The organism is Bosea beijingensis (assembly GCF_030758975.1).
Classification (GTDB): Bacteria; Pseudomonadota; Alphaproteobacteria; order Rhizobiales; family Beijerinckiaceae; genus Allobosea; species Allobosea beijingensis.
Genome location: NZ_CP132359.1, coordinates 1,801,798 through 1,822,803 on the forward strand (window position 1 = coordinate 1,801,798; position 21,006 = coordinate 1,822,803).

Here is a 21,006-nt window from a genome sequence, read left to right on the forward strand (position 1 = left end):
GTGCCTTCAGCCGCGACGATTGTGGCCGATACCGATCTGGGCATCGCGCGCCGCACGCAAACGGGCGAAATCCTCGCCGGCATGGTGCGAGGAGCGGGTCAGCGGCGTCGAGGAGACCATCAGGAAGCCCTTGGCATAGGCGATGGTCTCGAAGCTCTTGAACTCGTCGGGCGTGACGAAGCGGATCACGGCGTGGTGCTTGCGCGAGGGCGCGAGATACTGGCCGATCGTCATAAAGTCGACCTCGGCCGAGCGCAGGTCGTCCATCAACTGGAGCACCTCGTTCCGCTCCTCGCCGAGGCCGACCATGATGCCGGACTTGGTGAAGATGGTCGGGTCGAGCTCCTTCACCCGCTGCAGCAGGCGCAGCGAATGGAAATAGCGCGCGCCGGGACGAACCTTGAGGTACCTGCCCGGTACGGTTTCGAGATTGTGGTTGAAGACGTCGGGGCGGGCCGCCACGACCACTTCGAGCGCGCCCGGCTTGCGCAGGAAATCGGGCGTCAGGATCTCGATCGTGGTGCCGGGCGAGGCCTTGCGAATGGCATGGATCACATTGGCGAAATGCTCGGCGCCGCCATCCTTGAGGTCGTCGCGATCGACCGAGGTGATCACGACATGCTCGAGCCCAAGCTTGGCGACGGCCTCCGCGACCTTGCGCGGCTCTTCCAGGTCGAGCGGTTGCGGCACGCCGGTCTTCACGTTGCAGAAGGCGCAGGCCCGCGTGCAGGTGTCGCCCATGATCATGAAGGTGGCGTGCTTCTTTTCCCAGCACTCGCCGATATTGGGGCAGCCGGCCTCCTCGCAGACCGTGACCAGCTTCTCGGCCTTCACGATCGCCTTGGTCTCGGCCCATTTCGGCGAACCCGGTGCCTTGACGCGAATCCAGTCCGGCTTGCGCAGGACCGGGTTCTCCGGGCGCTTCTGCTTCTCGGGATGGCGGACTTCCGCGGCTTGCGCCTTCGGGTTGCCGGCATTGGGCCGCGGATCGCGGTTCAGCAGGTCGAGAACAAGCGCCATAACAGGGTCCGGGCTTCAACAGCAGGAGCCGGCCAAGCCGGCTCCCTCTAGCTAATCCCCAAAGCGCTCTGCCGCAACTGCCGGCCCCGGCAAGAGAGCTTCACCGGAGCTTCACCTGCGCCCCCGGGCCGCGTTCCAGATCACGATCACGATGACAGCGCCAGCTACCGCCGCAACCAGCGTCCGCCAGAAGCCGAAGACCGGAATCGCAAGGAGTTCCGCGACCTTGGCACCGACGAAGGAGCCGGCGACGCCGACGAGCATGTTGGTGAAGAGCCCGTGATCGGACGAGGTCAGGCGCTCGGCGATCCAGCCGGCGATGACGCCGATGAAGAGCGTCATGAAGAAGCCATAGCCCGGCTGGGCCATGGTGGCGGCAAAGCTTTCCATCGCAGATGTTCCCCTAGCCAAACGCGAATGCGCGCGTAGCCAACGGCCACGGTTGCCGCCGGTTCCACGGGGTAATGGTATCTCAGGCGATGAAGCGCGCCAGCAGGATAATGAGGATGGCGCCGATGACCGCCATGCCGGCATCGTCCAGAAAGCTGTAGCCGGTGTTCAGCCGCCAGCCGGTCAGGCGCACGATACCCTGCCCGACCAGCATGCCGAGCACGCCGACGACCGCATGGCGGATTACTCCGCCACCGCCGACGACCAGGCTGGCTGCGAAGCCCGTGACGGTGCCGAAAGCGACGGTCGGCACGATGACGCTCCAGTCGAGCGGCAGCGTCCGGCGCGGCGGCAGGATCTCGATCTCCTCGTCGCGGACAACGCGATCGGGTTTGGCGGATTTGCGGGTTCGTGGCGGCATTAGCGCAATATGGCGCGCGGATGGACCGGCGCCAAGCATCGGCGCACCAACCGTTGTCATTCCGGGGCTTTCCGGAGCGAAGAACCCGGAATGACAATCATGTGCGCGGAACCGAAGCCCGAAGAGGAAACGTCAGGCGTTCAGGACCTTGCCGTAAGCGTCGAGCACGCTTTCCTTCATCACTTCCGACAGGGTCGGATGCGGGAAGATCGTGTGCATCAGTTCCTCCTCGGTCGTCTCCAGGTTCATGGCGACGACGAAGCCCTGGATCAGCTCGGTCACTTCCGGGCCGACGAGATGCGCGCCGAGCAGCTTGCCGGTCTTGGCGTCGAAGATCGTCTTGGCCAGGCCGCTGTCTTCGCCGAGCGCCACGGCCTTGCCGTTGGCGACGAAGTTGAAGCGGCCGACCTTGACCTCGTGGCCGGCGGCCTTGGCCTTCGCCTCGGTCAGGCCGACGCTGGCGATCTGCGGGTGGCAATAGGTGCAGCCCGGGATCATCAGCTTGTCCATCGGATGCGGATGCAGGCCCTTGATCGCCTCGACGCAGATCACCGCCTCATGCTCGGCCTTGTGCGCCAGCATCGGCGGGCCGGCAACGTCGCCGATCGCATAGACGCCCTTGACGTTGGTCCGGCAGAGATCGTCGATGACGATGCAGCCGCGGTCCGTCTTCACGCCGAGCGTCTCCAGCCCGAGATTCTCGATATTGCCGACGACGCCCACGGCCGAGATCATCCGGTCCGCGGTGATCGTCTGCTTGCCGCCCTTCTCGTCCTCGATATGGGCGGTGACGGAATCGGCACCCTTCTCGACCTTCGTCACCTTGGCGCCGGTCAGGATCTTCATGCCCTGCTTCTCGAAAGCCTTGCGGGCAAAGGCGCCGATCTCGGCATCCTCCACGGGAACGACCTGCGGCAGCACCTCGACCACGGTCACCTCGACGCCCATCGTCCGGTAGAACGAGGCGAACTCGATGCCGATGGCGCCGGAACCCATCACGAGCAGCGATTTCGGCATCTTCGCCGGCACCATCGACTCGAAATAGGTCCAGATCAGCTTGCCGTCCGGCTCGAGACCGGGCAGCGCGCGCGGCCGGGCGCCGGTCGCTACGATGATATGGTCGGCGGTATAGGTGCCCTCGCCCTTGGCATTCTTGGGTGGCGGCGTCTGCGGCTGCATCGCCGGCTTTTTGGTCGGCGCGACGGTGATCGTGCCGGGCTTGGTCAGCTTGGCCTCGCCCCAGATCACGTCGACCTTGTTCTTCTTCATCAGGAACTGGACGCCGTTGTTCATCCGCGTGGCGATGCCGCGCGAGCGCTTCACGATCGCTTCCAGGTCTGCCTTGAACGAGCCCTCCAGAACCAGCCCGTAATCCTTGGCGTGCTGGCCGTAATGCAGGATCTCGGCCGAGCGCAGCAGCGCCTTGGTCGGGATGCAGCCCCAGTTCGAGCAGATGCCGGCAAGATGCTCGCGCTCGACGATCGCGGTCTTGAAGCCGAGCTGCGCCGCCCGGATGGCGGCGATATAGCCGCCGGGGCCGGAGCCGATGACGATGATGTCGTAGTCAGCCATGGTCTCTCTCCCGCCGCCTCAGACCAGCATCGCCATGGGCTTCTCGATATAGCCCTTGAACGCCGCGAGAAGCTCGGCGCCGAGCGCACCGTCGACGGCGCGGTGATCGGTCGAGAGCGTCACCGACATCACCGTCGCCACGGCCGGCTGGCCGCCCTTGACGATGACGCGCTGCTCGCCGGCGCCGACCGCCAGGATCGTCGCATGCGGCGGATTGACGATCGCAGCGAAGTCCTTGACCCCGAACATGCCGAGATTGGAGACCGCCGTCGTGCCGCCCTGATACTCCTCGGGCTTCAGCTTGCGGGCCTTGGCGCGAGCTGCCATGTCCTTCATCTCGTTGGAGATCTGCGACAGGCTCTTGTGGCAGGCATTGCGGATGATCGGCGTGATCAGGCCGCCGGGAATCGAGACGGCGACGCCGACATCGGCATGCTTGTGCTTGAGCATGGTGTTGTCGGTCCAGGACACGTTGGCATCCGGCACCGCCCGGAGCGCCAGCGCCAGCGCCTTGATCACCATGTCGTTGACCGAGAGCTTGTAGGCCGGCTTGCCGTCCTTCTCTGGCGCCGCGGCATTGAGCTCCCCACGCAGCTTCAAGAGCGCGTCGAGCTCGCAATCAACGGTGACGTAGAAATGCGGGACCGTCTGCTTAGCCTCGGTCAGGCGGCGCGCGATCGTCTTGCGCATGCCGTCATGCGGGACTTCCTCGTAGGAGCCCGGCTCGAACAGCTTCTTGACCTGCTCGTCCGAGGGACCGCTCGCGAGCGGCGCAGCCGCAGGCTTGGCAGCCGGAGCCCCGGCGGGCGCGGCAGCCGGGGCAGCCTTGGCACCGCCGCCCTTCTTGGCGGCCTCGACATCCTTCTCGACGATGCGGCCATGCGGGCCGGAGCCCTTGATCGCATTGAGGTCGAGCCCGGCGTCCTTGGCGATGCGGCGCGCCAGTGGCGACGCGAAGGCACGGCTGCCCCCGGCGGACGCCGGGGCCGCCGCGGGGGCGGACGCAGCCGGTGCGGGAGCCGCGGCAGCGGCCGGAGCTTCAGCCTTCGGCGCGTCGCTCTTGGGCGACTCGGCCTTGGCGGGTGCAGCGGCGCCCGCCGCCGGAGCGGAGACGCTCTTGGCATCCTCGCCCTCGCCGGCGATCACGCCGATCACCTCGTTGACCGCGACATCGGCGGTGCCTTCCGGCACCACGATCTTGGCGAGCACGCCCTCGTCGACCGCCTCGACCTCCATCGTGGCCTTGTCGGTCTCGATCTCGGCGATGATGTCGCCGGACTTGATGGTGTCGCCTTCCTTCTTCAGCCACTTGGCGAGATTGCCCTTCTCCATCGTCGGAGACAGCGCGGGCATCAGGATGTTCGTCGGCATCGGTCAGCCCCCTCTCAGCGATAGCAGACGGCCTTGGCCGCCGCGACGACCTCGCCGATATTCGGAAGCGCGAGCTTTTCGAGGTTCGCCGCGTAGGGCATCGGCACGTCCTTGCCGGTGACGCGGGCAACGGGCGCGTCGAGATAGTCGAAGGCCGCCTCCATGATCTTCATGCCGATCTCGGCGGTGACGCCGGACTGCGGGAAGCCTTCCTCGACCGCGACGCAGCGGTTGGTCTTCTGCACCGAGGCGATGACGGTCTCGATATCCATCGGGCGGATCGTCCGGAGATCGATGACCTCGGCCTCGATGCCTTCCTTGGCCAGCGCCTCGGCGGCGCCGAGCGCATAGGTCATGCCGATGCCGAAGGAGACGATCGTCACGTCCGTGCCGGGACGCACCACCTTCGCCTTGCCGATCGGGATCAGGAAATCGTCGCCCTTCGGCACGTCGAACGACTTGCCGTACATGATCTCGTTCTCGAGGAAGATCACGGGGTTCGGATCGCGGATCGCGCTCTTCAGCAGGCCCTTCGCGTCGGAGGCGCTGTAAGGCATCACCACCTTCAGGCCCGGCACGTTCGAGTACCACGCCGCATAGTCATGGCTGTGCTGGGCGCCGACGCGGGCGGCCGCGCCGTTCGGGCCACGGAACACGATCGGGCAACCCATCTGGCCGCCGGACATGTAGAGCGTCTTGGCGGCGGAGTTGATGAGGTGGTCGATCGCCTGCATGGCGAAGTTGAAGGTCATGAACTCGACGATCGGCTTCAGGCCCGACAGGGCCGCGCCGACGCCGATGCCGGCGAAGCCATGCTCGGTGATCGGCGTGTCGATCACGCGCTTGGCCCCGAATTCCTGCAGCAGGCCCTGGGTCACCTTGTAGGCGCCCTGGTACTCGGCGACCTCCTCGCCCATGACGAAGACGTCCTTGTCGCGGCGCATTTCCTCGGCCATCGCGTCGCGCAAAGCTTCGCGCACCGTGGTGCTGACCAGCTCGGCGCCGGCCGGGAACTCCGAGGAGGAATCATATGACTTGGCCTGGGCCGGAACGCTGTCCAGCTTGCTGGCGGCGGGCACGTCCTCGCTCTTGGCCTCGGCTTTCGGTTCAGCCTTGGGCTCGGCTTTGGCCTCCTGAGTGGCCGCCTTGCCGCCGCCGCTGGCCGCAGCTGCAACATCCTCGCCCTCGGCTGCGATCACGCCGATCAGCGTGTTCACCGCGACGTTCTCGGTGCCGTCGGCGACGAGGATCTTGGCGAGCACGCCCTCATCGACCGCCTCGACCTCCATGGTCGCCTTGTCGGTCTCGATCTCGGCGATGATATCGCCGGCCTTGACCTGATCGCCCTCTTTCTTCAGCCACTTGGCCAGTTTTCCTTCCTCCATGGTGGGAGAAAGCGCAGGCATGAGAATGTCGATCGGCATGAACGCACCCGGATTCTAAGACGCGGGGAAAAGGATGAAGGCCGGCACGCGCGGAGCGATCAGCTCCGCGGGGCTTCCAGCAGGATGTCGGTATAGAGCTCCGACGGATCCGGCTCGGGATCGTGGGTCGCGAACTCGGCGGCGTCGTTGACGATCTCGCGCACCTTGGCGTCGATCGCCTTTAGCTCGTCCTCGCCGACCTTGAAGTCGCGGACGAGGCGGGCGCGCACCTGCTCGATCGGGTCGTGCTCCTCGCGCATGCGCTGGACTTCGTCCTTTGACCGATACTTCGCCGGGTCGGACATCGAATGCCCGCGATAGCGATAGGTCTGCATCTCCAGGATATACGGCCCCTTGCCGGAGCGGGCATGCTCGATGGCGCGCAGCCCGGCCTCGCGCACCGCGCGGACATCCATGCCGTCGACCTGCTCGCCCGGGATGCCGAAGGAGACGCCGCGGCGGGAGAAATCGGTCTGCGCCGAAGCGCGGTTGACCGAGGTGCCCATGGCGTAGCGGTTGTTCTCGATCACGAACACGACCGGCAGCTTCCAGAGCTGGGCCATGTTGAAGCTCTCGTAGACCTGGCCCTGATTGGCAGCGCCATCGCCGAAATAGGTCATCGAGACTGTCTTGTCGTCGCGATACCAATCGGCGAAGGCGAGGCCCGTCCCGAGCGAGACCTGCCCGCCGACGATGCCGTGGCCGCCATAGAAGTTCTTCTCGCGGCTGAACATGTGCATCGAGCCGCCCTTGCCGCGCGAATAGCCGCCGCGCCGGCCGGTCAGTTCAGCCATCACACCGCGCGATTCCATCCCGCAGGCCAGCATATGGCCGTGATCGCGATAGCCGGTGATGACCTGGTCGCCATCCTTGGAAGCCATCTGCATGCCGATGACGACGGCTTCCTGGCCGATATAGAGGTGGCAGAAGCCGCCGATCAGGCCCATGCCGTACATCTGGCCGGCCTTCTCCTCGAAGCGCCGGATCAGCAGCATCTCGCGATAGGCGTGAAGGTCTTCGTCCTTGGTGAAGGTCGGGGTGTTGCTGAGGGCTCCTTCGACCTTGCCGGCGCCGTCCTTGCCGGCACGGGCCTTTGCCGGTTTCGCGGCAGCTTTGGGTTGAGCGGGAGCTTTCGACTTACGCGCAGCAACAGCCATAGGCGGTCCTCCAAGGTCATCCGACTATTGTTGTAGAGGATCAAAAAAACCTTGGCGAGCACGCTATCTCGCAATGCAACATGAGCTAACTCATTGAAAAACAATAAGTCGACAGCATGAACTTGATTTCAGTTAATCGATACGTACGGAACTAAGCGCTGCGACTTTTGGAACAACCGGATCGAAAGCTGGAACTCGCCCGTCCATGGAACCGACGCCGAAATTCCGTGCCGGCTGCCGCTGCGCTTGTGCGGAGACGACCGTTCGGCCGAGCTCACCGCCCCATGATGACGACGTCGTTCTTATGGGTCCGGCCGAGGATCTGGCGGGCATTCTCTTCGAGGAGGTCGCGATCGACGGCGTCGCTGCGCACCAGGGCGAGCTTCTGCTCCCAGGATTTGCGCTCGGTCGTCAGCACCGCGAGTTCGCTCTCCAAGTCGCGCAGCGACTCCCGGATCGCGCCGCGTGCCTCAAGGCCGCGGGCCCCGTGCTGGGCGTGGAACATGAAATAGGCCACGGCCGCCCCCGATACGAGATAGAGGGCCAGCGTCACGAATATAGACCGGAGACCGCGGCGAATAACCATGACGCAGACGCTAGGACGGCTTGGTTTCTGATGAGTTAACGCGCCCGCCGGAACCGGCGCGACTCCACCGCAAAATCGCGCGCCCTGCACGGAACGAGTTGACCGCCGCCATTCGGCTCCGTATGTCAGCGCCGCGTGAGGGCGGGTAGCTCAGTGGTAGAGCACGTGACTTTTAATCATGTGGTCGAGGGTTCGATCCCCTCCCCGCTCACCATCCGGACCGTAGCCGCTAAAGTGACTTCGGGCTGTGTTCGGATCGAAACGCAGGCTTCTGCCTAACTTCCATCGCTCCCCGCAAGATCACCCGGCCGCCTGCTGCGGTCGCCCTCGCGACAGCAGCAATTTGCTGCCCGGGACGAGGCAAGGCGGCGACCGGGGAACAGCAAGTCTCGCCGCCAAGAAACCAGCGCGCGCATCGGGTAAGCGGCGGAGAATGCCGCCGGCACAATCGCAGTCGGCTTGGTCGGGATCGCGGGTATTCTCAAGCAGCAACCACCCCGAAACTCCGCAGCGCTTCGGAGCATGTCCTGGATTCGCCCGCAGTTCAGCCGGCATCAGCCGCGCTCGTTGATCGAAAGCAGCGCGGGGTTTAGCATTCGCTACACGTGGGGGGATTGTAATAGGTCGCTGGAGGCGGCCCACCATACGGCCCGCCTCGATATCCGCGATATCCGCCACCCCCATAGCCTGCGCCACCCCCACGGCCATAGCCTTGGCCGCCTCCATAGCCGTAGCCTGGACCACCGCCGCCATAGCCGGGCAAGCGCCCCACGGCCCTTCCGATAGGCCGGCACCCGTAGGCATTGCAGGTCGACTGGGTGTAGACGCCGGTGCGCTGATCGATGCAACTGGCCGGCGTGCATTGCATCTGCACGCGATGGACGTCCTGCGCTGCCGGAATCTGCGCCATCGGCATGGCCTCGGCGCCGGTCGCGAATGACCCGAGCAGCAAGGCAGGAGCAAGGATTGAGACACGCATCGAGGGTCCTCCTGGCGCACATGATCCGCCGCGAGACCTGAACGATTGCTGACCACCCCAAGTTCCATGCCGTCTGGGGCCGACATATCCGGCGGCCTCGCGACTCTCGTCAGAAGCGGGCTCCGTGCGCTGCGCCCTGCCGGGCCTGTCGGCATCGGCCGCGCTTCCGCATCGACCTCATCCAAGCCGTCGCGTGACGCCGCCGCCCTTGTGCCCGTGACCCGAGCGGATCGCCGGCGCAGGCAGCATGTAGGCGCCACCGGCCCCGCCAAGGGCTGGCCAGCCGGGATCGGCATAGGCGTTGAGCTCCCAGCAGCGCAGGCGCTGACGCTCCGCATCGGTCGTGGCGTCGGAGCAGGCCGAGACCTGCGAGCGCTGCCAGAAGGCGGAGGCCGGCGTAGCGGCGGCAGCCATCGCCGCCGCCAGGCAGGCCGGAATCAGAAAACCACGCATCGCCCTCTCTCTCGGCTCCTTGCATTCAGCCAGGGAGCGCGCATCATGCCGGCTCGGCCCTTGCCGAAGGCTTAAGTCGACGATCCCGCCGCGTAGTCGAGGAACCCGCGCATGGTGGAAGCCGCATCATGACAGCATGCGGCCGAACCTCGGATGCCTTGCGAAAACGGGCCGATCCGCCGAACCTCATTCGCCATGCCATGCGCCATGCGAGGAACACGACGCGCAGGCCGGCGTTCGGTTCGACGCCGGCAGCATCCGATCGTCACGAGAGGGCGGCGTGCCGGTCCTCCGGCCCATGCCAGCCTCGCCATCAGGAGACCGAGACCGTGAAGCTGCCCATCGTGATCCATACCGACGAAGACTACGATCGCGCGCAGCAGCGCGTCAAAGAGCTCAATGCGATGCCGGACGGCGCCGAGAAGGATCGCGAACTGCAGGCGCTTGCCGAAGCCATGCTCGCCTTCGAATTGCGGCGCGACGACGCCGACGACTGACGCGCGCCCCGAGCAGGTTCAGGAATCGTTGCTCGCATTGAGCTCTTCGGGGCGCAGGCCCTCGTCGGGCTCAAGGGCGCGTTCCGGGCTTGCCGCCCAGGCGGCGAGAATCTCCGCAATGACATCGGCACGCGCACGCCCTTGCCGATGAATTTCGATATGACGGTCGAGCACGGCCAGCGTGCGCTCGTCGATGGAAAGCGTGACAGGAACCGCCGACATCGGAGCACCTCGTAGAGCCCAAGCGGAACAGCGCCCGCGGCTGCGACGTTTGCAGGAGAAGGGCATTGGAGCACAGCTCCAGCCGGCAAGCAAACGCCCGACAGGATCAAGTCAATCCTGCCGGAGCGGCTCTATATGCCGCTCAGACTACCATCGTCTTCAAGATTTCGGCCCTTGAACGAAATTACTCGGGCGACCATCCGAACAAATCCGCCTCTCGTTTGTTGTCAATCCGACCCGCCGAAAATGCGGAAACATTCTGGAGGAAGATATGATCAGGCATCATCATCTCATGTTGTCCACCGTTGGTGTCGCGATGCTCGCTACAGCCGCAATGGCGCAGACCAGCGCCCCGACCCCGCCCTCCTCTGCGCCCGCCGCGCCGACCGCCACGCAGTCGAGCGCCAGCGCTCCGGCCGAGACCAATCTCGCTGGCCAGGGCAAGTGGCGCACTAGCAAGCTGATCGGCGTCGACGTCTATGGTCCCGACGACAAGAAGGTCGGCGACGTGACCGAGGTGATCGTCGACAAGACCGGCAAGGTCGAGATGGTCACGATCGGCGTCGGCGGCTTCCTCGGCATCGGCTCGAAGGATGTCGCGGTCCCGTTCGACCAGGTGACATGGAGCGACCAGCCGATCGCGCCGCCGGCTCCGGCGCCTGCTCCGGCCGGTAGTGCTGGCAGCACGGGTGGCGGTGGCATGGCTTCCCCGCCGGCTGCGGCAGCGCCGAAGGCACCGGCCATGTATCCGGATCACGGCAAGATCACGATGACCAAGGATCAGCTCAAGTCTGCTCCTAGCGTGACCTATTCCGGCACCTGACGGACACCGCGCAAAGCGGATCAATAGCTGAACAGGTCCGCTCCGTGGAAACGGGGCGGGCCTTTTTCAATGGTCATATGTCAGGCCGCGAGCAACTCCCGCAGTAGCGATGGGACGACCTCCGGCAGATCGTCGGCGATGAGCCCCATTCCAAGCCGTTCGCCGGCGAGGCCATGCAGCCAGACGGCCGCGCAGCCCGCCTCGAAGGCGGGCATGCCCTGGGCGAGCAGGCCAGCGATCATCCCGGCCAGTACATCGCCGGACCCGGCCGTCGCCAGCGCCGCCGATCCCGTCGCGTTGATGGCGGCACGCCCGTCCGGCGCCGCGATCACCGTATCCGCGCCCTTGTAGACGATGACCGCCCCGGACAGCGCCGCAGCCTTCCGGCCTCGCTCGAGCTTGGACGGCTCCGCGGCGATCGAGTGCTTCTGCCCGAACAACCGCTGAAACTCGCCCTCATGGGGTGTCAGCACGGTCTCGCTGCCACGATTCCGGAGAAGGCACGCGCCACCATCCGAAAAGCCCGCCAGCGTGGTCAGGGCATCGGCATCGAGTGCGGCCGGTCGGTCGCCCTCGGTCACGGCGCGCACGAGATCCTGCGCGCGTCGGTCGAGACCCAAAGCTGGTCCTGCGAGGACGGCCGAGACCCGCCGATCGCCGAGGAAGGCCTCCAGCGTCGCGCGATCGGCCACCGCTCGCTGCATCAGCGCATCCGGCCCCCGCGCCGCGTGGATCGGCAGGGCGTCGGGCTCGCACAGAAGGGTCGCAAGCCCGGCGCCGATCCGCAACGCGGCGCGGGCGCCGAGCCGCGGCGCCCCGACGCCCGCGATCCCGCCCGCCAGCACAGCGACGGCTCCGCGCCGGAACTTATGCGTATCGACCTCTTGCTTCGGCCAGGCCCGCCGCCAGAGCGCGGGATCGTTACGGAAAGCCGTCGCCTCGACGGCCTCAAGCGCCGCCCGGACGGGAATGCCGATATCGGCGACGGTCACCGGGCCACAGAGCGACCGCCCCGGCTGGAGCAGATGCCCCGGCTTCAAGCGGAAGAAGGTCACGGTCTCGCTTGCCCTGACGGCGATGCCGTCCGCCTTGCCGGTATCGCCGGACACGCCGCTCGGCATGTCGACGGCAATCACGGGGCGCCCCGCCCGGTTGAGAAGCGTCACCGCTTCAGCGAAGCCCCCGGAGAGCGGGCGCGTCAGGCCGGCGCCGAACAGTGCATCGACGAAGATGTCGCTCTGCGCATCGCGCAGCGAGCCCAGCGCCTCGACCGGGCCGGCCCAGCGCTGCAGCGCGATCGCGGCATCGCCCTTGAAGCCGTCGCCGCCACCCGGCAGCAGCACCCGGACATTCAGCCCCTGCTCGCGCAGAAGCCGCGCCGCGACGAAGCCGTCGCCGCCATTATTGCCGGGCCCGCAGAGCAGAGTGACGGTGCTTCCTGCCCCTGCTCGCATGAGCACGGCATCTGCCACCGCGCGGCCCGCACGTTCCATCAGCTCGATTCCGGGCGTGCCCGCCGCAATCGCGACGCGATCGGCCATCGCCATCTGCCGCGTGGTCAGCAAGGCGAGCTCCGCCCTGCCCGTCATATCGGTATCCGCATCGTCCATGCCGCATCTTCAGGCGGTGCCCGGCAGGCCGCAAGTTGCGGCGGAATGCCGCTTATGATCAACAGATGCGCAGATGCTAATTTTTTGTGCTGTTTATTGCCTTTTCGTCGGGCGCCTCAGCAGGCGCTGCCGCATGGCGGGGCGCCAGCGCCAATGCTATGAGCAGAGGCAGGGTTGCATGCGTCCGACGCCGCGGGGCTATTTCCCGCGCCCGAGGGCGCCGTCAGCTACAGTCCGGCCCCGGCCGGACCTCGAGATCCAAGGGAGGCCGGTCGGCGCATGAAGAAGATCGAAGCGATCATCAAGCCCTTCAAGCTGGACGAGGTGAAGGAGGCCCTCCAGGAAGTCGGGCTGCAGGGCATCACCGTCCTGGAAGCCAAGGGCTTCGGCCGCCAGAAGGGCCATACCGAACTCTATCGCGGCGCCGAATACGTGGTCGACTTCCTGCCGAAGGTGAAGATCGAGATCGTGCTCGCCGACGACATGCTGGATCGCGCCATCGAGGCCATCATGAAGGCCGCCCAGACCGGCCGCATCGGAGATGGCAAGATTTTTGTATCGAGCATCGAGGGGGTGATCCGCATCCGCACGGGCGAGACCGGCGCGGACGCGATCTGAGAACCGCTCCCCATCATCGGATAACGAGCCGCAGGCCGGATTGGAGCCGGGTGCGGCAGCGTCAATGTGAACATGGCTGGCAAGAGGAATTGCTGAAATGAAAAGCGCCAAGGATGTCCTCAAGGCGATCAAGGACAACGACGTCAAATACGTCGACTTCCGCTTCACCGACCCGCGCGGCAAGTGGCAGCACTGGACCTTCGACGTCAGCATCATCGACGAGGACATCTTCGCCGAGGGCACGATGTTCGACGGCTCCTCGATCGCCGGCTGGAAGGCGATCAACGAGTCCGACATGCTGCTGATGCCGGACCCGACGACCGCCGTGATGGACCCGTTCTTCTCGGCTCCGACCATGGTCATCAACTGCGACGTGCTCGAGCCCGCCACCGGCGAACCCTATAGCCGCGACCCGCGTGGCATCGCCAAGAAGGCCGAGGCTTATCTCAAGTCGACCGGCATCGGCGACACCGTCTATGTCGGCCCTGAGGCCGAGTTCTTCATCTTCGACGACGTCAAGATCGCCGCTGACCCGTACAACACGGGCTTCAAGCTCGACGCCGCCGAGCTGCCGATCAACGGCATGACCGATTACGAGGGCGGCAACCTCGGCCACCGCATCGCCACCAAGGGCGGCTACTTCCCGGTTCCGCCGCAGGACATGGCTCAGGACATGCGCGGCGAGATGCTCGCGGCCATGGCCTCGATGGGCGTCGCCGTCGAGAAGCACCACCATGAGGTCGCCTCGGCCCAGCACGAGCTCGGCATGAAGTTCGACACGCTGGTGAAGACCGCCGACCTGCTGCAGACCTACAAGTACTGCATCCACAACGTCGCCCAGAGCTATGGCAAGACGGCGACCTTCATGCCGAAGCCGGTCTATGGCGACAACGGCTCGGGCATGCATGTCCACCAGTCCATCTGGAAGAACGGCAAGCCGCTCTTCGCCGGCAACAAATACGCCGACCTGTCGCAGGAGTGCCTCTGGTACATCGGCGGCATCATCAAGCACGCCAAGGCGCTGAACGCCTTCACCAACCCCTCGACCAACTCCTACAAGCGCCTCGTCCCGGGCTATGAGGCCCCGGTGCTGCTCGCCTATTCGGCGCGCAACCGCTCGGCCTCCTGCCGTATTCCGTGGACGACCTCGCCGAAGGCCAAGCGCGTCGAGGTCCGCTTCCCCGATCCGATGGCGAACCCCTATCTCGCCTTCTCGGCCATGATGATGGCCGGCCTCGACGGCATCGTGAACAAGATCGATCCCGGCCCGGCGATGGACAAGGATCTCTACGACCTGCCGCCGCGCGAGCTGAAGAAGATCCCGACCGTCTGCGGCTCGCTGCGCGAGGCGCTGGAAGCGCTGAAGAAGGACAACGCCTTCCTCAAGGCCGGCGGCGTCTTCTCCGACGACTTCATCGAGAGCTATATCGAGCTCAAGATGCAGGACGTGGCGCGCTTCGAGATGACGCCGCACCCGGTCGAATTCGCGATGTACTACTCGTACTGAGGGATTTCCGGCCGGCTGCGCAGGCAGCGGCCTGGTCCGACAGGATATGATTGGGCCGGGGCGGCGACGCCCCGGCCTTTTCGTTGGCCGGGCTTGCGCGATGCGGGGTAACCTCGCCTTCATCCGTCATCCGGCAGTGTCGGCGCACGACTTCCGGATGGCGGTGCTCAAGCCTTGCAGGTGATCTCGATCAACGGCCGCTTCCTCGGCCAGCCGCTCACCGGCGTGCAGCGCTTCGCTCTCGAATTGACCAGGGCGCTGGATCGCAGGATCGGCGCAGGAGCCGTTCCCGAAGCGCTGAAGGGCGCGCGCTGGCGATTGCTCGCGCCGCAGGAGACTCCTGAAACCGGCGAGTTCCGGCACATCGCGCTGGAACGCTTCGGCCCATTCTCCGGCCACCTTTGGGAACAGACCGCGCTCGCGCGCCGCGCCGCGGGAGACATCCTCGTCGGCTTCGGCGGCAGCGGCCCCCTGCTCCATCGCCGGCAGCTCGTCGTGATCCATGACGTCACCATCTTCCGCCATCCGGAAGCGTTCAGCCGCGCCTATCGCGCCACCCACAAACTCCTCGGCTTCGGATTGACGCGCACCGCGCGCATCGCGACCGTCTCGCGGTTCTCACGCGGCGAGCTCGGCACGATCTTCGGCGTCGCGCCGGAGAAGGTCCCGGTGATCTACAACGCCACCGACCATTTTTCGGGACTGGTTCCGGACGAATCCGTGCTGCAGCGCCTCGGCCTCGAAGGCACGAATTTCTTCTTCATGCTGGGCACGCTGAAGCCCAACAAGAACATCGACTTCGCCATCCGCGCCTTCGACGCCCTCGGCGATCACGGCTGGAAGCTCGTCATCGCGGGTGGGCTCGACAAGAGCGGCGTGTTCAAGGCCGATGCGCCCGCGAGCGCCGAGAACCTCGTCTTCCCCGGACGGCTGACGGATGCCGAGATCGTCGCGCTGGAGCGCCGCGCCCGTGCCTTCGTCTTCCCCAGCCTCTATGAGGGCTTCGGCATCCCGCCGCTCGAGGCGATGACGCAGGGCTGCCCGGTACTGGCTGCGGATATCCCGGCGGTCCGCGAAGCCTGCGGCGAGGCGGCGCTCTATTTCGATCCCCGCGATCGCGACAGCCTCGAAGCGGCGCTGCGCCAGATCATGGATGCCGATGGCGCTGCGCTGGGCCTGCCCGAGAAGGGCCATGCCAATCTCGCTCGCTTCTCATGGGACAAGAGCGCCGAGACGCTGCTCGCGACCTTGTCGGAGATGGCCGCACCGCGACGCTGACCACGCCTAGTCGAACGACAGGATCCGCCGCGGGTTCAGCCGGCCGCGCAGGAGATCGGCGAACGCGATCAGGTTCCCCTTCAGGCGCCCGCGCCGGTCGACAAGCCCCTGCGGCTTCAGGCTGCCGAGCATATTGGCGGCGAGGTTTCCTCCCGCCATCCGCAGGGCCCGGGCCGGCCGCAGCGTGCCTTTCCGAACGAGGTAGAAGGGGTTCGCCATCTGCGAATAGCCCAGGCGCACCCCCGGCGTCCGCCCGCGCTTGCTCCCGCGGTGAACGCCGCGCAACGCCGTGCTGTGAACGATGCGCCCCTGCCCGGCCAGTTGCTGGCAGAAATCGGTGTCCTCCTGCCAGCCGTAGAGCGGCAGGTTCTCGTCGAAGCGGGCGCCGGCTCGCCGGATCGCCGCCATGCCGAGCACCATGTTGCAGCCATAGGCATTCTCGACCGGCGTGATCCTGGCCTCGGCCGGAGGCTGGTCGTGCGCCAGGATCGCAAGCGATTCCTCCGCGCCGAGACCTGGGCCGTGAATGCCGTCTGCGAGGACCTGGCCGGTCGCGACCACGATATCGGGCTCACCCGAGAAGAGGCGCTCGACCTCACCCAGGAAGGACGGGGCCGGCAGGAAATCGTCGTCGAAGAACACGACGATATCGGCATCGGCACCGGCGTCGACGATCGCGTTGCGCTGGGCGCAGAGTCCGCGCTCGGCCTCGATATGGCGCACCGTCATCCCGAGGCTTGCGGCATAGGCCCAGTCCACATCCGCCTCGACGGCCGGGCAGATCAGGATCGCCTCGGGCCGGCGCTCCTGCCGTGCGATCTGGGCCAGCGTATCGGAGAGAACCTCCCGGCGCCCGGCCGTGGCGATCCCGACGATGATCTTCATGAGGCCTCCGGTGCAGCGCCCTGGCGCTGGAGCAGCGAAGCGATGGTCGCGATGGCCGGCGGAAGGCACAGCAGGAAGACTCCTGCCGTCACCGGCAGCGAGCTCTGCGGCACGCCGCCATTGGCGAGCACGGCGACCGCGAGCGCAGCCGCTGCGCTGGCCAGCGGCAACCCGCGCCAGCGGAACGACATCGACAGGAACAGCGGCGTACCGATGATCACCGCCACGGCCGCCCCGGCCGCGCCGCCATAGAGCAGCCAGGTCAGCGACCCGCCGGACAGGCTCCAGCCGGCGAGCGAACCGAGATTGAGCAGGGCGGCATCGACAACGGCGAGCCCGATGATAGGTCGCAGCCGCTGCATCAGATGCGCTGGCGTCGGCAGCAGCGTTTGCACCCAGGCCCGCAGCAAGGCGAGGATGGTCACCGCCGGGGCCGCGAGCAGGAAGCTCTCGCGCAATTCGGCCTTGACCAGCCAGAAGGCGGCCGGCGCCAGCAGGCACAGGATCGCGGCAGCCGTCGCGAGCGAGCAGCTCGCCAGCAAACCGTAATAGTCGCCGAGGCGCTCGCGGAAGATGGGCGAGCCCGGCTCGCGGTCGTAGGCGGCGACGATTTCGGGATAGCGGATCGCCTGAAGCGCGGAAACCACCATGACGAAGGGTCGCTGCAACAGATCGAGCGCGAGCAAGGCGCCGGCCGCTCCCTGGCTGCCCAGCACTGCGGTCAGCAGCGCCTTGAGCCCGAGCGGGGCCAGGATGCCGGCGACGGACGCGCCGGCCGAGACGCCGCCATAGGTCAGGTGCTTCATCAGCAGCGGGCGCCGCGGCCTCTTCAAGCCGGATGCGAGCGGGCCGCCTGCGAGGCGCGCCACGATGCCGTAGACGAGATAGCCGGCGAGCAGGCCGGCGACCGCGCCGCCGAGCGAGGGATCGAGGATGGCCCCTCCAATCGTCCCGGCGGCCAGGAGCGAGGCACGGGCGGCCTGCAGCAGCGAGAACAGCCGGAAATCCTGCCGGAAGCGCAGCATCGTCAGATGCAGCTCCGAGCCGCCCTGGCAGACCGCGGCGAGCGCTCCGCCCATGGCGATCCCGGCCGAGGCCAGCCCGGACACCAGAACGCCGGCCCCGGCCAGCAGGCAGAGCAGCGCGCAGATGACGAAGGAGGACAGGATGACCGAGCGCTGCGCCGTCTCGTCCGTACCGGGATAGAACCGGCTGCAGGAGAAGCGCAGCCACTCGAAGGCGGCTATGCTGCCGAACTGGCTGATCGTGACGAAGAGCGAGTAATGGGTGAAATCCTGCGCCGGCAGGATGCGCGAGACCAGCAGCAGCAGCCCGAGCGCCAGCGCGGCCTGATAGACATAGGCTCCGAGAGCGGCGATCTGGCCCACCGGCGCGATGCTCCGCTCAGGCTACGCAAAGCGCGCGAGCGGGCGCGGCACGCAACCTCGCGCCGCGAGCGGCCGAACTGGAATTCCTGAAGATGATGCGGCGCATCCCATTGCCCTCCGGCCACAGGCCTAAGGCAAAAAGGTTGACATTTCCGCGCTGCGTGAGCGGTGTTTTCAGGAGAAATGCAGAACGGCCAGCCCGGCGGAAGCAGCGACCGCCGCGAGCCACCATAGCCAGCGCGAGGCATGCGGATCGGCAATCGCCAGGGGCTTGCCGATGACATCCTCATGACCGAAGGATTCACCGGCGAGGCGTGCAGCACGCTGCAAGCCCGCGATACCCGCAACCGGCACTGACTGACGCGACGCCACGGCCTTCTCCCCCTGTAGACCGATCATAGCGCATTGCAGAAATACGCATAGGCCTGACCGTGCTGATCATCCTCGGCATGGATGGTTAACGTGGCCTGAACAGGTCTGTTCCAGCTCGCTCTTGCGCGTGCAGGCGACAAGGATGTGACGGGAATGCACACCCCTTCGGCAAGGCGGTTCCGATCCAGGGATGAGGTGTCTATAAGCTGCCCCTGACAGGGCATGGCGGCCCGCAATGCGCTAGAGTTCACAGTCGCGAATCAGGAAGAATCGGTTGGCAATGGCGGATAACGGCGATCTTTTCGGCGGAGAACCGGAGCGGCCCGACGCGGCAAGCCCCCGGCCGGAAGCGCGCGTCCCCGCCGCGAGCCCCAAGGCAGCGCCGGCATCGGCTGCCCCTGCCCGCAACGGCACGCTGTCCGAGGCCGGCTACGACGCCTCGGCGATCGAGGTCCTCGAAGGGCTGGAGCCGGTCCGTCGCCGGCCCGGCATGTATATCGGCGGCACCGACGAGCGCGCCCTGCATCACCTCTTCGCCGAGGTGATCGACAACGCCATGGACGAGGCGGTGGCCGGCCACGCCACCTTCATCGATGTCGAGCTGTTCGAGGACGGCTCGCTTGCTGTCACCGACAATGGCCGCGGCATCCCCGTCGATCCGCACCCGAAATTCCCTGGCAAGTCGGCGCTCGAAGTCATCATGACGACGCTTCATGCCGGCGGAAAGTTCGACTCCAAGGCCTATGAGACCTCGGGCGGCCTGCATGGCGTCGGCGTCTCCGTGGTCAATGCGCTGTCGGACCGGCTCGAGGTCGAGGTTGCGCGCGGCAAGACGCTCTACCGCCAGATATTCTCGCGCGGCCTGCCGCAGGGTCCGCTGGAGACGGTCGGTGCGGTCGCCAACCGCCGCGGCACCCGGGTGCGCTTCCATCCCGACGCGCAGATCTTCGGCGAAGGTGCGCATTTCTCCCCGGCCCGCCTGTTCAGGATGGCGCGCTCGAAGGCCTATCTCTTCGGCGGCGTCGAGATCCGCTGGACCTGCGCGCCCGCATTGCTGAAGCCCGAGGGCGACGTCGCAGCCGAGGCGGTCTTCCGCTTCCCCGGCGGCTTGCGCGACTATCTCGGCCGTGAGATCGAGGGCAAGGACCTCGTCGCCGAGCCGATTTTCTCCGGCAAGATCACGCGGGAAGGCAGCCACGGCTCGCTCGAATGGGCGGTGGCCTGGCTCGCGACCGGTGAGGACGGCTTCTCGTCGTCCTATTGCAACACGATCCCGACGCCCGAGGGCGGCACCCATGAGCAAGGCCTGCGCATCGCCCTGCTGCGCGGCCTGCGCGACCATGCCGAGCGCATCGGCCAGTCGAAGCGCATGGCGCAGGTCACCTCCGACGACGTCATGGCGACCTGCGCCGCCATGCTCTCTGTCTTCATCCGCGAGCCGGAATTCCAGGGCCAGACCAAGGACAAGCTCGCGACGCAGGAAGCCCATCGCATCGTCGAGAACGCGATCCGCGACGCCTTCGACCATTGGCTTGCAGCCGCCCCGCAGCAGGCGCTGCGCCTGCTCGACTGGTCGGTCGACCGCGCCGAGGAGCGCCTGCGCCGCCGTCTCGAAAAGGAAGTCTCGCGCAAGACCGCGACGCGCAAGCTGCGCCTGCCCGGCAAGCTCGCCGATTGCTCGAATGCGGGCGCGGCCGGTTCGGAACTCTTCATCGTCGAGGGCGACTCGGCCGGCGGCTCGGCCAAGCAGGCGCGGAATCGCGCCAATCAGGCGATCCTCCCCCTGCGTGGCAAGATCCTCAACGTCGCCAATGCGACGCGCGAGAAGCTGAACCAGAACCAGCAGCTCGCCGATCTCATCCTGGCGCTCGGCTGCGGCATCGGCACCCAGTTCCGCGAGGACGACCTACGCTACGAGAAGGTCATCGTGATGACCGACGCCGATGTCGACGGCGCCCATATCGCCTCGCTGCTCGTCACCTTCTTCTGGCGCCAGATGCCGCGCCTGATCGAGAAGGGCCATCTCTATCTCGCCGTGCCGCCGCTCTACCGGCTCCAGCACGGGGGTAAGAGCATCTATGCCCGCAACGACGCCCATAAGGACGAGCTGATCGAGACCGTGTTCAAGGGCAAGAAGCCGGAGATCTCGCGCTTCAAGGGCCTCGGCGAAATGATGCCGGCCCAGCTCAAGGAAACCACCATGGACCCGAGCAAGCGCATCCTGCTCAAGGTCATGGTCGACCACGAGGCAAAGGAAGAAACCTCCGACACGGTCGAGCGCCTGATGGGCAACAAGCCGGAGGCGCGTTTCGTCTTCATCCAGGAACGCGCCGCCTTTGCCGGCGAACTGATCGACCTGTGACGAACGAGCCCTGCATGTTTGCAGGGCTGGGGCTCACGCCCGGCGGGCTGCCTAGCGCAACGTTTCCCGGC

General features: G+C 66.4%; 20 protein-coding genes and 1 tRNA gene. 7 read left to right on the forward strand and 14 right to left on the reverse strand.

Annotated elements, in window-relative coordinates; all coding sequences use genetic code 11:
• Positions 1–6: 6 nt before the first annotated feature.
• The 8 genes from lipA to Q9235_RS08780 all read right to left on the reverse strand — a co-directional run bounded on the left by lipA (position 7) and on the right by Q9235_RS08780 (position 7,908).
• The gene (gene lipA / locus Q9235_RS08745) at positions 7–1,020 is read right to left on the reverse strand and encodes a lipoyl synthase (RefSeq protein WP_306226432.1); all 1,014 of its coding nucleotides are present in this window, start codon (positions 1,018–1,020) and stop codon (positions 7–9) included.
• A gap of 111 nt (positions 1,021–1,131) precedes the next feature.
• Positions 1,132–1,410, reverse strand: coding sequence for a GlsB/YeaQ/YmgE family stress response membrane protein (locus tag Q9235_RS08750; protein WP_306226433.1), 279 nt, complete (start codon positions 1,408–1,410; stop codon positions 1,132–1,134).
• 82 nt (positions 1,411–1,492) lie between these two features.
• A complete protein-coding gene (locus Q9235_RS08755) occupies positions 1,493–1,891 on the reverse strand; it encodes a GlsB/YeaQ/YmgE family stress response membrane protein (protein ID WP_306226434.1) in 399 nt (132 codons plus the stop codon).
• 72 nt (positions 1,892–1,963) lie between these two features.
• The gene (gene lpdA / locus Q9235_RS08760; protein ID WP_306226436.1) at positions 1,964–3,403 is read right to left on the reverse strand and encodes a dihydrolipoyl dehydrogenase; all 1,440 of its coding nucleotides are present in this window, start codon (positions 3,401–3,403) and stop codon (positions 1,964–1,966) included.
• 18 nt (positions 3,404–3,421) lie between these two features.
• Positions 3,422–4,774: a pyruvate dehydrogenase complex dihydrolipoamide acetyltransferase gene (locus tag Q9235_RS08765; protein ID WP_306226438.1), complete on the reverse strand. Its 1,353-nt coding sequence runs from the start codon at positions 4,772–4,774 to the stop codon at positions 3,422–3,424.
• A gap of 14 nt (positions 4,775–4,788) precedes the next feature.
• Positions 4,789–6,198: a pyruvate dehydrogenase complex E1 component subunit beta gene (locus Q9235_RS08770; RefSeq protein WP_306226440.1), complete on the reverse strand. Its 1,410-nt coding sequence runs from the start codon at positions 6,196–6,198 to the stop codon at positions 4,789–4,791.
• Between the two features lie 59 nt (positions 6,199–6,257).
• Positions 6,258–7,355, reverse strand: a complete 1,098-nt coding sequence (gene pdhA, locus Q9235_RS08775; RefSeq protein WP_306226442.1) for a pyruvate dehydrogenase (acetyl-transferring) E1 component subunit alpha — start codon at positions 7,353–7,355, stop codon at positions 6,258–6,260.
• Between the two features lie 274 nt (positions 7,356–7,629).
• Positions 7,630–7,908 (reverse strand): FtsB family cell division protein, encoded by a 279-nt coding sequence (locus Q9235_RS08780; protein WP_306226443.1) that lies wholly within the window; start codon positions 7,906–7,908, stop codon positions 7,630–7,632.
• A 172-nt stretch (positions 7,909–8,080) separates the two neighbouring features.
• Here Q9235_RS08780 and Q9235_RS08785 point away from each other — a divergent pair.
• A tRNA-Lys gene (locus tag Q9235_RS08785) sits at positions 8,081–8,155 on the forward strand.
• 942 nt (positions 8,156–9,097) lie between these two features.
• Here the strand turns inward: Q9235_RS08785 and Q9235_RS08790 are convergent.
• Positions 9,098–9,373: a hypothetical protein gene (locus tag Q9235_RS08790; RefSeq protein ID WP_306226444.1), complete on the reverse strand. Its 276-nt coding sequence runs from the start codon at positions 9,371–9,373 to the stop codon at positions 9,098–9,100.
• Between the two features lie 329 nt (positions 9,374–9,702).
• On the opposite strand from Q9235_RS08790, the gene Q9235_RS08795 reads away from it, so the two are divergent.
• Positions 9,703–9,870 carry a hypothetical protein gene (locus Q9235_RS08795; protein WP_306226446.1) on the forward strand — a complete coding sequence of 56 codons (168 nt, stop codon included), beginning with the start codon at positions 9,703–9,705 and terminating at the stop codon, positions 9,868–9,870.
• A gap of 18 nt (positions 9,871–9,888) precedes the next feature.
• On the opposite strand, the gene Q9235_RS08800 is transcribed toward Q9235_RS08795, so the two are convergent.
• Complete coding sequence (locus tag Q9235_RS08800) at positions 9,889–10,092, reverse strand: hypothetical protein (protein WP_306226447.1); 204 nt, start codon at positions 10,090–10,092, stop codon at positions 9,889–9,891.
• A 292-nt stretch (positions 10,093–10,384) separates the two neighbouring features.
• Here Q9235_RS08800 and Q9235_RS08805 point away from each other — a divergent pair, with 292 nt between their 5' ends.
• On the forward strand, positions 10,385–10,915 hold the full coding sequence (locus Q9235_RS08805; protein ID WP_306226449.1) for a PRC-barrel domain-containing protein: 531 nt from the start codon (positions 10,385–10,387) through the stop codon (positions 10,913–10,915).
• Between the two features lie 80 nt (positions 10,916–10,995).
• On the opposite strand, the gene Q9235_RS08810 is transcribed toward Q9235_RS08805, so the two are convergent.
• Positions 10,996–12,504, reverse strand: a complete 1,509-nt coding sequence (locus Q9235_RS08810; protein WP_306226450.1) for an NAD(P)H-hydrate dehydratase — start codon at positions 12,502–12,504, stop codon at positions 10,996–10,998.
• A 300-nt stretch (positions 12,505–12,804) separates the two neighbouring features.
• Here Q9235_RS08810 and Q9235_RS08815 point away from each other — a divergent pair, with 300 nt between their 5' ends.
• The 3 genes from Q9235_RS08815 (at position 12,805) to Q9235_RS08825 (ending at position 15,928) form a co-directional block, all read left to right on the forward strand.
• Complete coding sequence (locus Q9235_RS08815; RefSeq protein WP_047578144.1) at positions 12,805–13,143, forward strand: P-II family nitrogen regulator; 339 nt, start codon at positions 12,805–12,807, stop codon at positions 13,141–13,143.
• Positions 13,144–13,240: 97 nt separating this feature from the next.
• Positions 13,241–14,650, forward strand: a complete 1,410-nt coding sequence (glnA, locus tag Q9235_RS08820) for a type I glutamate--ammonia ligase (protein WP_306226451.1) — start codon at positions 13,241–13,243, stop codon at positions 14,648–14,650.
• Positions 14,651–14,830: 180 nt separating this feature from the next.
• Positions 14,831–15,928 (forward strand): glycosyltransferase family 4 protein, encoded by a 1,098-nt coding sequence (locus tag Q9235_RS08825; RefSeq protein ID WP_306228170.1) that lies wholly within the window; start codon positions 14,831–14,833, stop codon positions 15,926–15,928.
• A gap of 6 nt (positions 15,929–15,934) precedes the next feature.
• Here Q9235_RS08825 and Q9235_RS08830 read toward each other — a convergent pair whose 3' ends face one another.
• From Q9235_RS08830 to Q9235_RS08840, 3 genes are all read right to left on the reverse strand, one after another.
• Complete coding sequence (locus tag Q9235_RS08830; protein WP_306226453.1) at positions 15,935–16,813, reverse strand: glycosyltransferase family 2 protein; 879 nt, start codon at positions 16,811–16,813, stop codon at positions 15,935–15,937.
• Positions 16,810–18,201, reverse strand: coding sequence for a polysaccharide biosynthesis protein (locus tag Q9235_RS08835; RefSeq protein WP_306226454.1), 1,392 nt, complete (start codon positions 18,199–18,201; stop codon positions 16,810–16,812). Before Q9235_RS08835 ends, Q9235_RS08830 begins: the two co-directional genes overlap by 4 nt.
• 174 nt (positions 18,202–18,375) lie before the next feature.
• Positions 18,376–18,573, reverse strand: coding sequence for a hypothetical protein (locus Q9235_RS08840; RefSeq protein WP_306226455.1), 198 nt, complete (start codon positions 18,571–18,573; stop codon positions 18,376–18,378).
• 280 nt (positions 18,574–18,853) lie between these two features.
• Between Q9235_RS08840 and parE the strand changes: the two genes are divergently transcribed.
• On the forward strand, positions 18,854–20,935 hold the full coding sequence (gene parE / locus Q9235_RS08845; RefSeq protein ID WP_306228172.1) for a DNA topoisomerase IV subunit B: 2,082 nt from the start codon (positions 18,854–18,856) through the stop codon (positions 20,933–20,935).
• Positions 20,936–21,006 lie beyond the last annotated feature (71 nt).

Excerpts from the sequence above, each read along its gene's own strand:
- lipA (WP_306226432.1), bottom strand. The coding sequence starts at position 1,020 with ATGGCGCTTGTTCTCGACCTGCTGAACCGCGATCCGCGGCCCAATGCC.
- Q9235_RS08750 (WP_306226433.1), bottom strand. The coding sequence starts at position 1,410 with ATGGAAAGCTTTGCCGCCACCATGGCCCAGCCGGGCTATGGCTTCTTC.
- Q9235_RS08755 (WP_306226434.1), bottom strand. The coding sequence starts at position 1,891 with ATGACAACGGTTGGTGCGCCGATGCTTGGCGCCGGTCCATCCGCGCGC.
- lpdA (WP_306226436.1), bottom strand. The coding sequence starts at position 3,403 with ATGGCTGACTACGACATCATCGTCATCGGCTCCGGCCCCGGCGGCTAT.
- Q9235_RS08765 (WP_306226438.1), bottom strand. The coding sequence starts at position 4,774 with ATGCCGACGAACATCCTGATGCCCGCGCTGTCTCCGACGATGGAGAAG.
- Q9235_RS08770 (WP_306226440.1), bottom strand. The coding sequence starts at position 6,198 with ATGCCGATCGACATTCTCATGCCTGCGCTTTCTCCCACCATGGAGGAA.
- pdhA (WP_306226442.1), bottom strand. The coding sequence starts at position 7,355 with ATGGCTGTTGCTGCGCGTAAGTCGAAAGCTCCCGCTCAACCCAAAGCT.
- Q9235_RS08790 (WP_306226444.1), bottom strand. The coding sequence starts at position 9,373 with ATGCGTGGTTTTCTGATTCCGGCCTGCCTGGCGGCGGCGATGGCTGCC.
- Q9235_RS08800 (WP_306226447.1), bottom strand. The coding sequence starts at position 10,092 with ATGTCGGCGGTTCCTGTCACGCTTTCCATCGACGAGCGCACGCTGGCC.
- Q9235_RS08805 (WP_306226449.1), top strand. The coding sequence starts at position 10,385 with ATGTTGTCCACCGTTGGTGTCGCGATGCTCGCTACAGCCGCAATGGCG.
- Q9235_RS08810 (WP_306226450.1), bottom strand. The coding sequence starts at position 12,504 with ATGACGGGCAGGGCGGAGCTCGCCTTGCTGACCACGCGGCAGATGGCG.
- Q9235_RS08815 (WP_047578144.1), top strand. The coding sequence starts at position 12,805 with ATGAAGAAGATCGAAGCGATCATCAAGCCCTTCAAGCTGGACGAGGTG.
- glnA (WP_306226451.1), top strand. The coding sequence starts at position 13,241 with ATGAAAAGCGCCAAGGATGTCCTCAAGGCGATCAAGGACAACGACGTC.
- Q9235_RS08830 (WP_306226453.1), bottom strand. The coding sequence starts at position 16,813 with ATGAAGATCATCGTCGGGATCGCCACGGCCGGGCGCCGGGAGGTTCTC.
- parE (WP_306228172.1), top strand. The coding sequence starts at position 18,854 with ATGGCGGATAACGGCGATCTTTTCGGCGGAGAACCGGAGCGGCCCGAC.